The organism is Enterobacter sp. MGH120 (assembly GCF_001037725.1).
GTDB lineage: Bacteria > Pseudomonadota > Gammaproteobacteria > Enterobacterales > Enterobacteriaceae > Enterobacter > Enterobacter hormaechei_C.
In genome coordinates, this window is the sequence record NZ_KQ089940.1 from 3476194 (window position 1) to 3489516 (window position 13323).

A 13323-nucleotide genomic window follows, 5' to 3' on the forward strand; every position below is an offset into this window, starting at 1 on the left:
AGGATTAGCGCGTTTTCACCAACAACGTCAGCACTTCATAATGGGCGGTATGCGGGAACATATCGAAAAGCTGCACGCGTTCAATGCGGTAGCCCGGTAGATGAGCGATATCCTTCGCCATGGTCTGCGCGTTACAGCTGGAGTAGACAATGTACTCCGGCGCCATCTGGCTCAGGTAGTCGCAGAGCGCCTGGCCGATACCCCGGCGCGGCGGGTTCACCAGCACCAGCTCCGGCACGTTGCCCTGTCCGGTGGCGAACCGGGTCGAGTCCAGCGCCTGGAAGTGCAGATTCGTCAGCCCCAGCTCTGCGGCGGACTGCTTCGCGCAGGCAATCGCTTCGGCGGAGATCTCAATTCCGGTGAGCTGCATGTCTGGCGTGGCACAGTGCAGGCCAAAGCCGCCGACGCCGCAGAACAGATCCCACATGTGATGAACCTGTAACGCACGCACCCAGTCGCGCGCGGTGGCATACAGCGCGCTGGCGACGGTGGGGTTAGTTTGAAAGAAGCTTTGCGGACGGATCCACAGCGGCACGCCGTTAAAGCTCTCCGCCAGCGCATGCTGTTCGGTGAAGAAAATCTCTTTCTCCCCTTCCATGATCGCCATATGCACCGGCTGAATATTCGCGGTGATAACCTTGAGCTGCGGAAGCTGTTCCTGCAACCCCGGAAGCGCCGCGCGCAGCTGCTCCAGCTTGTTTTCCGAACGCAGCACAAAGCGCAGCATCATCCCGCCGTCGATCTGGCTTTCGGTCAGCAAAAGGTATTTCAGCTCGCCGCGCCTGCGGGCAACGTTATAGGGCGTTAACCCCGCCCGGGCGATAAACGGTTTCAGCGCGCTAAACACCGGCTCAAACGAGGCGGGATATAGCGGGCAGTCGGTTAAATCTTCCGGGGTGCCGTCGCGGTGCAGCATCCCCAGCAGCGGCTTTTCAACGCTGCCGCTGACCACCATTTTGGCTTTATTGCGAAAGCCCTGTTCCGGGCCACTTACGGGTGCGCACCACTCGCCCACCGCATGTGCTGTCAGCAGCTGTTGCAGGTCGGCCATTTTGGCGGTGAGTTGTTGAGAGACCGGCTGTTCTATCCACTGACAGGAGCGGCAGCGTCCGGCGTCATAGAGTGCGCACTGCATATGAAAACCTTAAGAAACACGAGGGCTGCGATTATACACATTATTGCAGGCGGAAGAACCGCCGACTGGAAGCCGGGAGATAAAGCAGGCAGAGCACCAGCATATCCGGCAGTTTTTGCATCACCAGTGAATGGAAAATCTCGCGTCGCGACTCACCGGGTATGCTGAACAGCTCCGGATAGCCATAGCCCAGCGAGGCGGCCCACAGGTAGCCTGCGGCGGTGATCTGCGTAAGCAGATACACCCAGCGCGCCCAGTTACGTCCTTTCACCAGCGAGAACGCACAGTAGATCTCAATAAACACCAGCATCAGGCTGCTGAGAAACACCAGCGTCAGATTCCACGTCTGCGCGCTGCGGTGAATAAATTCCCCCATTCCGCGCGGACCCAGCGTGTTCATTATCATCAGCACATCCAGGCAGCGGATCATAATAATGGCGAGCGCCGCCACCTGCACCAGTGCAGGGACGTTCGGACGAGCGTGCGAATGACGTGTTTTTTGTGAGAATCCCAATGTTTTTACTTCCCTGAAAAACAGTGCCGCGTCATACGCGGCACATCATTGGAAATAGTAATTCCTTCAGCCGCGTCTTGCACGCTGGATATCGCGCACACGCTGTTTTTCCGCGCGCGCCATCAAATACCAGGCGATAAATCCGACAATTCCGACCACGCCAAGGATGATGGACGCCAGGGCGTTGATCTCCGGATTCACCCCCATCCGCACGCTGGAGAAGACCAGCATCGGCAGCGTCGTCGCGCCCGGCCCCGACACAAAGCTGGCGATAACCAGATCGTCGAGCGAGAGCGTGAACGCCAGCAGCCAGCCGGAGATCACAGCCGGCATAATCATCGGCAGCGTGATGATGAAAAAGACCTTCAGCGGCGTTGCGCCGAGATCCATCGCCGCCTCTTCAATGGAGCGATCCAGCTCGCGCAGTCGCGAGGAGATCACCACCGCCACATACGCCGTACAGAAGGTGACATGTGCCAGCCAGATGGTGAGCATCCCGCGATCCGCTGGCCAGCCGATGGCGTGCGCCAGCGCGACAAACAGCAGCAGTAGCGACAGGCCGGTGATGACGTCCGGCATAACCAGCGGGGCGGTGATCATAAACGCGAAACCATTCGCCCCGCGGAAACGGCCAAAGCGCACCATCACCAGCGCGGCGATAGTGCCCAGCACGCAGGCCATCGTCGCCGCCAGCGCCGCAATGGTCAGGCTCAGCCCCACCGCGCTCATCATCGCATCATCATGGAACAGCTCGCTGTACCAGCGCGTGGACCAGCCCGCCCAGACGGTGACCAGCTTAGAGCTGTTGAACGAGTAGATCACCAGCATCAGCATTGGCGCATACAGGAAGGTAAAGCCGATAATCAGGATCGCAATTCGCCACGGGGAGCGTACTACCGGTAAGTTGTTCATCCGTGGTCTCCCATCTGTTTCTGCTGATGTTTGTGGAACCACATGATCGGCACGATCAGCAGCAGTAACATGACGATCGCCACCGCCGAGGCCACCGGCCAGTCGCGGTTATTGAAGAACTCCTGCCACAGCACGCGGCCAATCATGATACTGTCCGGGCCGCCGAGCAGTTCCGGGATCACAAACTCCCCGACCGCCGGGATAAACACCAGCATCGATCCGGCGATGATCCCGCCTTTGGTGAGCGGCACAATGACGCTGAAGAAAGTCTTCAACGGGCGTGCGCCGAGATCCAGCGAGGCTTCCACCAGCGAGTAATCGATTCGCGTCAGCGCCGTATAGATCGGCAGCACCATAAACGGCAGATAGGCATAGACAATCCCGATATACACCGCAAGGTTGGTGTGCAGGATCGTCAGCGGCTGGTCGATGACCCCAAGCCACAGCAGGAAATTATTCAGTATGCCGTTATTCTTCAGGATCCCCATCCACGCGTACACGCGGATCAGGAACGACGTCCACGACGGTAAAATGACCAACAGCAGTAAAATATTTCGCGTCGACGGCTTGCTGTGCGCCACTGCCCACGCCAGCGGGTAGCCCATCAACAAGCAGCAAATCGTAGAAATGGCCGCAACCTGTAACGACTGCAAATAGGCTTCGAAATAGAGCGGATCGTCGGTCAGTTGCAGGAAATTACCGAGGTTTAAGGTCAGCGTCAGCTGCCCGTCGGCCCACTCCCACAGATCGGTATACGGTGGGATCGCCCGCGCCATCTCCGCCAGGCTGATCTTAAAGACGATCAGGAACGGCAGCAGAAACAGCAGGATCAGCCAGATATAGGGCATGGCGATGACCAGCTTGCGGCCATGCGCCATCTGCATGCGCGCCAGCCAGAGCGCGAAACCGCCCGGTTTTTTGACGCGGGCTGGAGGTTCAAGTGTGCTCATGACCGCTCCTTATACCGTCAGGACTACGCAACTGTCCGCATCCCAGCAGAGGCTCACTTCGTCGCCCCAGGTTGGCTGTCCCTTGCGATACCGGTGTTCGTTCTGTAACTGGGCGCTGAGCATCTGGCCGCTTTTCAGGCGCACATGGTAAATCGACAGATCGCCGAGATAGGCAATGTGCACCACTTCGCCCACGGCAAAGTTATAGCCATCGGCGGGCGGCTCATCGCAAAGCATGATTTTTTCCGGGCGCAGGGCAACGTAAACCGGCACGTTGTCCACCACGGAGTTATCAGAATCAACCTTCAGCGGGTGCACCAGCCCCGGCGATTCAATCACCAGACCGTCGTCCTGGCGTTCCTTCAGTAGCCCTTCGAAGACGTTCACCGAGCCGATGAACTCCGCGCTGTAGCGGGTTGTCGGGTGTTCATAGATCTCTTCCGGCTCGCCGATCTGCACGAACTTACCGCGATTCATGATCGCAATGCGCCCGGCCATGGTCATCGCCTCTTCCTGATCGTGGGTCACCATCACGCAGGTCACCCCCACGCGCTCGAGGATATCCACCACTTCCAGCTGCATCCGGTCGCGCAGCTTTTTATCCAGCGCGCCCATCGGCTCGTCGAGCAGTAATAATTTTGGTCGCTTCGCCAGACTTCTTGCCAGCGCCACGCGCTGACGCTGGCCGCCGGAAAGCTGATGCGGCTTACGCTTCGCAAACTCCTGCATATGCACCAGGCTCAGCATCTCTGCCACGCGCGCGGTGATTTCGGCTTTCGGCAGTTTGTCCTGCTTCAGGCCGAAGGCGATGTTCTGCTCAACGGTCATGTGCGGGAACAGGGCATAGGACTGGAACATCATGTTTATGGGCCGCTGGTACGGCGGCACGCTGGAGAGGTCTACCCCATCCAGCACGATCTGCCCGGCGGTAGGCTGTTCAAAGCCTGCCAGCATACGCAGCAGTGTTGATTTGCCGCAGCCCGATGCGCCGAGCAAAGCAAAAATTTCACCTTTGTAGATCGTCAGGCTGACATCGTCCACGGCATGCTGGCCGTCGAAGGATTTGGTGAGGTTACGAATTTCAAGAAGCGGGGTCAGCGCTTTACGGACTTTCGCCTGCGGGCGGGGGATAGCGTCATTCACGGGGTGCTCTCCGGCATAGATCAACACTGGTGCAAACGCACCGTCAGGGTGCGCATCGCCGGGCGGCGCTAACGCTTGCCCGGCCTACGGGATCTGTCGGCCCGGTAAGCGACAGCGCCACCGGGCAACGATATCAAACGCCGTTACTTACCGCTTTTCACCTTGGTCCACGCGCGGGTACGCACACGGTCAATTTTCGGTTCCTGCACTTTCAGGGTGAAGAGCTTGGCAAACACATCGGCTGGCGGATAGATCGCCGGATTATTGCGGATTTCTTCGCTCACCAGCGGCACGGAGGCCTTGTTACCGTTGGCGTAGTAGACATGGTCGCTGATGTGGGCAATCACCTCCGGACGCATCAGGTAGTTGAGGAATTGATACGCTTCCTCTTTATTTTTCGCATCAGCCGGCATCGCGAAGACGTCGAAGAACGCCAGCGCCCCCTCCTTCGGAATGAAGTAGGAAACATTTACGCCGTTTTTGGCCTCTTTCGCGCGGTTCGCCGCCTGCCAGACATCGCCCGCCCAGCCGATGGCCACGCAGATATCCCCGTTAGCCAGGTCGTTGATGTACTGAGAGGATTGGAAGTAGCGAATATTCGGACGCAGCTTCAGGAGCAGGTCGGTTGCCGGACCGGTGTAGTCGTCGGCCTTGCTGCTGTTAGGATCTTTGCCGAGATAGTTAAGCACGGTGGCGAAAATCTCTTCCGGCGCATCGAGGAAAGAGACGCCGCAGCTTTTCAGCTTCTCGAGGTTTTCCGGCTTCAGCACCACGTCCCAGCTGTCCAGCTTGACGTCCGGGCCCAGCGCCGCTTTGACTTTATCCACGTTATAGCCAATACCGGTGGTCGCCCACAGGTAAGGCATCGCGTATTTATTCTCCGGATCGTGCTTCGCCACCAGCTTCAGCACGTCCGGATCGAGGTTTTTCCAGTTCGGTAATTTGCTCTTGTCCAGCGGCTGGAAGACACCGGCGGTCAGCTGACGCTCCAGGAAGCTTGCCGACGGCACCACCAGATCGAAACCGGTGCTGCCCGCCATCAGTTTGCCTTCCAGCACTTCGTTGGAATCGAATACGTCGTAGACAACCTTAATGCCGGTCTCTTTTTCAAAATTCGCGACGGTGTCCGGCGCAATATAGTCAGACCAGTTATAGACGTGCAGCGTTTTTTGTTCCGCAGCGAGCGTGCCGGCAGAGACGGCCATCAGAGCACCCGCAACCAGACCCGATAACCATTTTTTATTCAAGGCGATCATATTGTTATTCCTTCTGAAAGTTCGTTAACAAACGAACCAAAACTGTGCAGCTTGAAGATATGCAATAATCATGCATAGTTTGTCGCTCTGCCCGAAATAAAATACCCCCCTCTTCCCGGCAGGTTCCGCTCGCTTTTTTAAGCACCGCAAGAATAACTGTAGCCCGTGTCTCCGGCTATAGCCCAGACGAAAAAACGCCTTTTATCAATTTTTTATGCAGATTATGTCTACGTGATAAGCCGAAACGGCCGGAGAGGAGGTGAAAAACTCTTTAAAGAAAGGTTAAAAGCAGCAGAAAAAACGGTGTTATGCAGCCGCTCTGGCAGCGACTGCGCAAAAGTCAGACAGGCTTAGTGGAGAAAATTGGGAGATGCATCATTATTCTCGGCATCATCTTCCGCGCTATACAGCAGGTGATGTGCGTTGGCTTCCATCATTACCATTGAAATTTGCTCTTCGCTCAGGCGCATAAACCAGGCGAATTGCTTGAAGGAGAGCCCCGCGCCGGAGAATAAAGACTGGCAAACCACCAGCTTTGGCAGATTATCATCCTGTATGTCGAGAAACGCTTTCACCGTCAAAGAACTGGCGTTGATCGCTGACAGATCAGACGCCAGCGCCAGCAGCGCAGAAGGCTTTACTTCAGCCAGCGCCGAGAACAGGATCACGTCGTTAATCAGATCGATTTTGGCATCGAAAATGCCATCGAAATTTTGCATGTGAGGCAGATGCAGCGCCTGGCAGGAGTCGCATTCGAAGAAAGTAATACCGGCATCATCGAGCCATTGACGTAACGTATCCAGTGTAGGTACGACCTGTAAATCCATCGCTGTGCAGCCTCTTAAATAAAAACGTTGTCCAGATTACGCAAAAAGTGCGCGCCGATCCATTTAACCGCCCGTTTTCAGGCAAAATCCCGGCGTCGCATGGCGTTCAATCCATGCGATCATTTTACCTGCAATATCGACGCCTGTGGTTTTTTCCACCCCTTCCAGCCCCGGCGAGGCGTTGACTTCCATCACCAGCGGCCCGCGCCCGGCACGCAGCAGATCGACCCCCGCCACGTCCAGGCCCAGCGTCTGCGCTGCTTTCACAGCAATCTCGCGCTCGCGCTCGCTAATAAGGGCCACCCGCGCGATACCGCCGCGGTGCAGGTTAGAGCGGAAGTCGCCCTCTTTTGCCTGCCGCTCTATGGCGGCCACCACTTCATCGCCCACCACAAAGCAGCGGATGTCGCACCCGTTGGCCTCTTTAATATACTCCTGCACCAGAATATGGGCATTCAGACCGCGAAACGCGTCGATCACGCTTTCCGCCGCCTGACGCGTCTCCGCCAGTACCACCCCAATACCCTGCGTACCTTCCACCAGCTTAATAACCAGCGGCGCACCGCCCACCATGTCGATTAAATCGCTGGTGTCGTCCGGGGAGTGGGCAATCCCGGTGACGGGCAGATCGATCCCCTGGCGCGCCAGCAGTTGCAGCGAGCGCAGCTTATCGCGGGCGCGTGAGATCGCCACGGACTCGTTGAGCGGATAGCTTCCCAGCATTTCAAACTGGCGCAGCGCAGCCGTACCGTAATAGGTGATCTGGGAGCCAATGCGGGGGATCACCGCATCAAAATGCGGGAGTTTGCGGCCTTTGTAATGAATCGACGATGCCGCAGGGTCGATGTTCATATAGCAGGACATCGGATCGAGGATCTCAATCTGATGTCCGCGTTTCGCCGCCGCTTCTCGCAGGCGTTTACATGAATAGAGCGTTCCATCCCGGGACAATATGGCAATTTTCACCCTGCACCTCTCTAAAGACATGGTAAAAGCCTGCCTATCATACACGAGGCGCAGGAGGAATGGACTACCGCGTTGCCCAGCCCTGTTTGTGCAGGTAATCAAGAATGAACGGGCGGTTCTCCTTGATGATGGTGCGACGAATATGGTCGCTCCAGGTGTCGCGGCGGTTGTTGCTGTCGCGCGTCAGATAGTAGTTCGCCAGCTCTTCATCGTATTGATGCAGAACGTCCTGGTCGACCGGCTGGTAGTGGTTTTCATGCACCAGCATCGCAGCAGGAATGCGCGGCTTCAGATCCGGGTTATCTGCCGGCCAGCCGAGGCACAGACCAAACAGCGGCAGCACGTGTTTCGGCAGCTTCAGCAGTTCCGTCACGCTTTCGATGTTGTTACGCAGCCCGCCAATATAGACGCCGCCAAGCCCCAGCGATTCCGCCGCCGTGAACGCGTTTTGCGCCATCAGCGCCGTATCCACCACGCCCAGCAGCAGCTGTTCCGCCAGCCCCAGCTCGGCCTCGGGGCAGATTTGCAGATGACGGTTAAAATCGGCGCAGAACACCCAGAACTCAGCCGCCTGGGCAACGTGCTTTTGTCCGCCCGTCAGCGTTACCAGCTGCTCACGCATCGCCGGATCGGTGATGCGGATAATGGAGCTGCACTGCAAAAAGCTGGAGCTGGAGGTGCCTCTTGCGCTGTCGATGATCGCTTCCCGCTGCGCCTGGGTAATCGGCTCATCGGTGAAATGGCGAATGGAACGGTGGGAACGAAGCAGGTCAATGGTTGGCGTCATTTTGTCTCTCTTTGTGTTGCGTAAAACGTATGGCAGCCAGTATAGGCAATGATCCACCTGATGTAATTGGCGAAACATAGCCTGACTGTATCAAAGTGACAGGTGAAACCTTCTTTCCATGACGGCAGGTTATCGTGCACTATAGGCGCTATTCGCCGTCAGGCTTGTTTTTTGAGGAGAGAGAAATGTTTGCAGTAATTTTTGGTCGTCCAGGATGCCCTTACTGTGTACGCGCGAAAGAGCTGGCAGAGAAACTGACTGAAGAACGTGATGATTTCAACTTCCGTTACGTGGATATCCACGCGGAAGGCATCACTAAAGCCGATCTGGAAAAAACCGTGGGTAAGCCGGTTGAAACCGTGCCGCAGATCTTCCTCGATCAGAAACACATCGGCGGCTGTACCGATTTTGAGGCCTACGCCAAAGAACACCTGGGCCTGTTTGCGGCTCAGTAATGCGAAGACGCCCTCACCCTGAGGGCGTTTTTATTTACGGTGCTTCCGCTGTTGCAGCAGGCTGCGCGTAAATAAGAAACAGAGCGCGCCCAGCGCACACCAGAAAACGCCACTCAGTAGCCACGCCACTTCCTGCCAGACGCTTCTCGACGAGAGAAACAGCACGCGCATCAGAAGCAGGCAGAGCGGGGCCGCAAGCATTGCCCCAATAAGCGGCATCACCACCTCGCCTTTACGCGAGAGAAAACCAGCGACTACCCCCGGCAGGATGAAGAACAACAGGCCCAGCTCGGGATGACCGGACGCTCTGAAGGCGCCTTTCACGTTAAAAGCGAGCGACATGCAAACGACCGTAAACAGCAAAAAACAGCTGATTACGCCAGCCCAGTTTCGTTTAAAGTTCAAACTATCCTCCTGACTTATCTCTATCAAATACAAAAATCGTCCGGTGGACGCCCAGTCAGATAAAGCAATGCGGCAATCCTTGCCAAAGCACGCACAGAAGTCGTGCGATAATAGGTGGCTGTCGGTAGCTATTACGATTAAACTAACCGACTGCTAGTGTTTAGGGTATTTATCAGGAAGCAGGGAGATGCAAAGTGATTCCCTGACTCTGAAAACAGTAGCCCAAATAGTCCTTTCATTCAACAACTTACTGGTAAACAAGAAGTTAGCCTCCGTGAATATAAACGTCGCAGACTTGTTAAATGGGAATTACATCCTGTTATTATTTGTGGTACTGGCGCTGGGCCTTTGTCTGGGTAAATTACGCCTGGGTTCAGTTCAACTTGGTAATTCCATTGGCGTTTTAGTCGTCTCCCTGTTATTAGGTCAACAACATTTCAGTATTAACACGGACGCGCTTAACTTAGGTTTCATGCTGTTTATTTTTTGCGTAGGCGTGGAAGCCGGTCCGAACTTTTTTTCCATTTTCTTCCGAGACGGCAAAAATTACCTGATGCTGGCGCTGGTGATGGTCGGCAGCGCCCTGCTGATTGCGTTAGGGCTGGGCAAACTGTTTGGCTGGGACATCGGCTTAACGGCCGGTATGCTGGCAGGCTCGATGACCTCCACGCCGGTGCTTGTTGGCGCGGGGGATACGCTTCGTCATTCTGGCATGGCAGGCACGCAGCTTTCCTCCGCGCTGGACAACCTGAGTCTGGGCTATGCCCTGACCTATCTGATTGGTCTGGTGAGCCTGATTGTTGGCGCGCGCTATCTGCCAAAACTTCAGCATCAGGATCTCCAGACCAGCGCCCAGACCATCGCCCGCGAGCGCGGCCTGGACACGGACTCCAAACGTAAAGTTTACCTGCCGGTGATCCGCGCCTACCGCGTCGGGCCGGAGCTGGTTGCCTGGACCGACGGGAAAAACCTGCGCGAGCTGGGGATCTACCGTCAGACCGGCTGCTACATCGAACGTATCCGTCGTAACGGCATTCTGGCAAACCCGGACGGTGACGCGGTGCTCCAGATGGGCGATGACATCGCCCTTGTTGGCTACCCGGACGCCCACGCGCGTCTCGATCCGAGCTTCCGCAACGGGAAAGAGGTGTTTGACCGCGACCTGCTGGACATGCGTATCGTCACCGAAGAGATTGTGGTGAAAAACCACAACGCCGTGGGCCGCCGTCTGGCACAGCTGAAGCTGACCGACCACGGTTGTTTCCTCAACCGCGTGATCCGCAGCCAGATTGAAATGCCTATCGACGATAACGTGGTGCTCAATAAAGGCGATGTGTTGCAGGTCAGCGGCGATGCCCGACGTGTTAAAACCGTTGCCGACCGTATCGGCTTTATCTCGATCCACAGCCAGGTGACGGACCTGTTAGCCTTCTGCGCCTTCTTCATTGTCGGCCTGATGATCGGGATGATCACCTTCCAGTTCAGCAACTTTAGCTTCGGCATTGGTAACGCAGCCGGTCTGCTGTTCGCCGGGATCATGCTGGGCTTCCTGCGAGCGAACCATCCCACCTTCGGCTATATCCCTCAGGGGGCGCTGAACATGGTGAAAGAGTTCGGTCTGATGGTCTTTATGGCGGGTGTCGGCTTAAGCGCCGGGAGCGGCATTGGCAACGGCCTGGGCGCGGTCGGCTGGCAAATGTTGGTTTCCGGACTTATCGTCAGCCTGGTACCGGTGGTGATCTGTTTCCTGTTCGGCGCCTACGTGCTGCGCATGAACCGCGCCCTGCTCTTCGGCGCGATGATGGGCGCGCGCACCTGCGCACCGGCGATGGAGATCATCAGCGACACTGCGCGCAGCAATATCCCGGCGCTGGGCTATGCAGGCACGTACGCAATCGCCAACGTGCTGCTGACGCTGGCGGGTACGCTGATCATCATTATCTGGCCTGGACTCGGATAAATCTCAAGTTTGCGTGTGGCGCAAAAAATTTTCGTTACGCGCAGAACTTTTTACGCAGGGTGCAGTCATAACTAGTGCCACTGCTTTTCTTTGATGTCCCCAATTTGTGGAGCCCATCAACCCCGCCGTTTTGGTTCAAGGTTGATGGGTTTTTTGTTGCCTGAATTTTATTAACATTAAAATCAACAGGTTATATTGCATCATCAAGCCCAGTGGCGGCAAAATGGCGACTAAAAATACATGTATCACCATCTTTCGTTATCCCACCTCTTAACATGCTCAGAGGGCGCTTTACAAAAACCATCAAGATCAGGAAATAAGGTTAACTGTCGCACATCAAATGTTTCTGAAAGGATGCGCAAGAACATCAGTTTCATTTCAGCCGTTATTGCTAATGGCTAATAAAATCGTCCTGGCAGTGTGGGAACTTTCATAAGTCATTTCTATTACTTGGTTAAAATTTACCTGGTCAATTTCCTAAAAACAGATTCCTTGGGTTTAACATGATCAGGTTTGAATTTTCATCTCATCTGCGGGCATATGCTACGGCGAATAAATGTAAATGATGGAATTAACAGAGATGGACTTTTCAGCAGCAGTATTTGGATTAAAGATGACGACCATGCCGAAGATAAAATCCAACGGTGACAAGAAGGGTTGGTATGTATGGCTATAAATGGAACAATGACGCTAAATGGTGCTGACTACGCCCCATTTAATTTATATGGGGTTGGCATCTTTATGGCGCATTCCGGTCAGGGAACTTACCGTAATCAAGGAACTTGTGGCGCAATACAAGGTGCAGGCCCAATTCCCCCAGGTAAATATTGGATTGTTGATCGAGGCTCAGGAGGTTTCTTATCCTCATTAAAAGCTCATGTTCAGGACCAATGGAACAAAATAAGATCCGGTGCGGAATTTGGCCGTGATGAGTGGTTTGCTTTATATAAGGATGATTTGGGAATCGACGATGGAACATGGGTTGATCACGTCTATCGCGGGCTGTTCAGACTCCATCCCGGTACAGTGTCAGAAGGGTGTATAACAATCGCTCATAACTCCGATTATGCATTAATCCGTAACGCTCTTATGAACACAGAGCTTATTCAGGTTCCATGTATGCGTTCACTTATGGCTCGCGGCTGTATTGAGGTTGTTGACGGTGGATATAGCTACACTTGCCCGTAAATGGGGATCAAGACTGCTTAAGGCCGTCTGGTTTGTGTTAATTAGCTTTCCGCTAGGACGCACGCTGGGTCCTTCAACAGATTATATTAATCATAATGTTGCAACTGCTATTTGCGGCTTCATCTATGGTGATGTGAATGCGGAAACAATGTACGAAACATATATAAACACCGATATTTTAATCCTGTTTACTCTCACAACAGTTTTCTATCTCTTAACAATGAAGTTATTCAATAAAATAAGGAAAAAATAATATGCCAATCCCTCCCTATATGTGGCTCAAAGACGACGGCGGCGCAGATATCAAAGGCTCAGTAGATGTTCAGGACCGCGAAGGAAGCATTGAGATAATCGGTTTAAGTCACGGTATCAATCTTCCGGTTAACAGCGCAAATGGAGCGATTACCGGTACACGACAGCACTCTTCTATGAGGATCGAAAAGGAGGTGGATAGTTCTACCCCATATCTTTATAAAGCTGCCGCCACTGGCCAGGCGCTAAAAAGCGCAGAAATTAAGTTCTATCATATTAACGATGCCGGTCAGGAAGTGTGCTATTACACAGTCTTCATGGAGAACGTGAAGGTGACTGGGGTTAACTGTAGCGTACCTAATGTGAAAATCGCGGCCAACGATAAAATTAACCACGTCGAAAGCGTCAGCTTGCAGTATGAGAAGATCACCTGGCGCATTGTTGATGGGAACATCCAGCACAGTGACGCCTGGAACGAACGCACTACGGCGTAAAATAAAAGTACTTCTTTAAGGGCATTTATTTGCCCTTATTGCCCTTCCCTCACTCGCCACAAACATATATGATTTAATG

Annotated in this window: 14 protein-coding genes; 4 read left to right on the top strand and 10 right to left on the bottom strand. The window is 54.5% G+C overall.

Annotated features, from left to right (window positions below; genetic code table 11):
• Positions 1-4: 4 nt before the first annotated feature.
• The 9 genes from rlmC to nfsA form a co-directional block, all read right to left on the bottom strand.
• The gene (rlmC, locus tag SK54_RS16265; RefSeq protein WP_017693730.1) at positions 5-1135 is read right to left on the bottom strand and encodes a 23S rRNA (uracil(747)-C(5))-methyltransferase RlmC; all 1131 of its coding nucleotides are present in this window, start codon (positions 1133-1135) and stop codon (positions 5-7) included.
• A 40-nt stretch (positions 1136-1175) separates the two neighbouring features.
• Positions 1176-1673 carry a YbjO family protein gene (locus tag SK54_RS16270; protein WP_156172758.1) on the bottom strand — a complete coding sequence of 166 codons (498 nt, stop codon included), beginning with the start codon at positions 1671-1673 and terminating at the stop codon, positions 1176-1178.
• Positions 1674-1715: 42 nt separating this feature from the next.
• The gene (potI, locus tag SK54_RS16275; protein ID WP_003858378.1) at positions 1716-2561 is read right to left on the bottom strand and encodes a putrescine ABC transporter permease PotI; all 846 of its coding nucleotides are present in this window, start codon (positions 2559-2561) and stop codon (positions 1716-1718) included.
• Positions 2558-3511 carry a putrescine ABC transporter permease PotH gene (potH, locus tag SK54_RS16280; protein WP_017693731.1) on the bottom strand — a complete coding sequence of 318 codons (954 nt, stop codon included), beginning with the start codon at positions 3509-3511 and terminating at the stop codon, positions 2558-2560. Before potH ends, potI begins: the two co-directional genes overlap by 4 nt.
• A gap of 9 nt (positions 3512-3520) precedes the next feature.
• On the bottom strand, positions 3521-4654 hold the full coding sequence (potG, locus tag SK54_RS16285) for a putrescine ABC transporter ATP-binding subunit PotG (protein ID WP_017693732.1): 1134 nt from the start codon (positions 4652-4654) through the stop codon (positions 3521-3523).
• A 143-nt stretch (positions 4655-4797) separates the two neighbouring features.
• On the bottom strand, positions 4798-5910 hold the full coding sequence (potF, locus tag SK54_RS16290; RefSeq protein ID WP_048247600.1) for a spermidine/putrescine ABC transporter substrate-binding protein PotF: 1113 nt from the start codon (positions 5908-5910) through the stop codon (positions 4798-4800).
• A gap of 350 nt (positions 5911-6260) precedes the next feature.
• Entirely contained in the window at positions 6261-6737 is a 477-nt protein-coding gene (locus SK54_RS16295; RefSeq protein ID WP_003858385.1) for a YbjN domain-containing protein, read from the bottom strand.
• 63 nt (positions 6738-6800) lie between these two features.
• Positions 6801-7703: a 30S ribosomal protein S6--L-glutamate ligase gene (gene rimK, locus SK54_RS16300; protein WP_017693733.1), complete on the bottom strand. Its 903-nt coding sequence runs from the start codon at positions 7701-7703 to the stop codon at positions 6801-6803.
• Positions 7704-7767: 64 nt separating this feature from the next.
• Positions 7768-8490, bottom strand: coding sequence for a nitroreductase NfsA (gene nfsA / locus SK54_RS16305; protein WP_015571015.1), 723 nt, complete (start codon positions 8488-8490; stop codon positions 7768-7770).
• A gap of 185 nt (positions 8491-8675) precedes the next feature.
• On the opposite strand from nfsA, the gene SK54_RS16310 reads away from it, so the two are divergent.
• Positions 8676-8945 carry a GrxA family glutaredoxin gene (locus tag SK54_RS16310; RefSeq protein WP_006809455.1) on the top strand — a complete coding sequence of 90 codons (270 nt, stop codon included), beginning with the start codon at positions 8676-8678 and terminating at the stop codon, positions 8943-8945.
• Positions 8946-8975: 30 nt separating this feature from the next.
• Here the strand turns inward: SK54_RS16310 and SK54_RS16315 are convergent, their stop codons facing one another.
• Positions 8976-9350 (bottom strand): inner membrane protein YbjM, encoded by a 375-nt coding sequence (locus SK54_RS16315; RefSeq protein ID WP_017384878.1) that lies wholly within the window; start codon positions 9348-9350, stop codon positions 8976-8978.
• 274 nt (positions 9351-9624) lie between these two features.
• On the opposite strand from SK54_RS16315, the gene SK54_RS16320 reads away from it, so the two are divergent.
• The 3 genes from SK54_RS16320 to SK54_RS16325 all read left to right on the top strand — a co-directional run bounded on the left by SK54_RS16320 (position 9625) and on the right by SK54_RS16325 (position 13244).
• Positions 9625-11310: an aspartate:alanine antiporter gene (locus SK54_RS16320; RefSeq protein WP_026080732.1), complete on the top strand. Its 1686-nt coding sequence runs from the start codon at positions 9625-9627 to the stop codon at positions 11308-11310.
• Positions 11311-11976: 666 nt separating this feature from the next.
• Complete coding sequence (locus SK54_RS22145; protein ID WP_075550062.1) at positions 11977-12498, top strand: DUF2778 domain-containing protein; 522 nt, start codon at positions 11977-11979, stop codon at positions 12496-12498.
• Between the two features lie 254 nt (positions 12499-12752).
• Entirely contained in the window at positions 12753-13244 is a 492-nt protein-coding gene (locus SK54_RS16325; RefSeq protein WP_017384881.1) for an Hcp family type VI secretion system effector, read from the top strand.
• The last annotated feature ends 79 nt before the right edge of the window (positions 13245-13323 follow it).

Coding starts and splice junctions, on each gene's coding strand:
- SK54_RS16325 (WP_017384881.1), top strand. CDS start 12,753: ATGCCAATCCCTCCCTATATGTGGCTCAAAGACGACGGCGGCGCAGAT.
- nfsA (WP_015571015.1), bottom strand. CDS start 8,490: ATGACGCCAACCATTGACCTGCTTCGTTCCCACCGTTCCATTCGCCAT.
- SK54_RS16295 (WP_003858385.1), bottom strand. CDS start 6,737: ATGGATTTACAGGTCGTACCTACACTGGATACGTTACGTCAATGGCTC.
- SK54_RS22145 (WP_075550062.1), top strand. CDS start 11,977: ATGGCTATAAATGGAACAATGACGCTAAATGGTGCTGACTACGCCCCA.
- potF (WP_048247600.1), bottom strand. CDS start 5,910: ATGATCGCCTTGAATAAAAAATGGTTATCGGGTCTGGTTGCGGGTGCT.
- SK54_RS16310 (WP_006809455.1), top strand. CDS start 8,676: ATGTTTGCAGTAATTTTTGGTCGTCCAGGATGCCCTTACTGTGTACGC.
- potI (WP_003858378.1), bottom strand. CDS start 2,561: ATGAACAACTTACCGGTAGTACGCTCCCCGTGGCGAATTGCGATCCTG.
- rlmC (WP_017693730.1), bottom strand. CDS start 1,135: ATGCAGTGCGCACTCTATGACGCCGGACGCTGCCGCTCCTGTCAGTGG.
- potH (WP_017693731.1), bottom strand. CDS start 3,511: ATGAGCACACTTGAACCTCCAGCCCGCGTCAAAAAACCGGGCGGTTTC.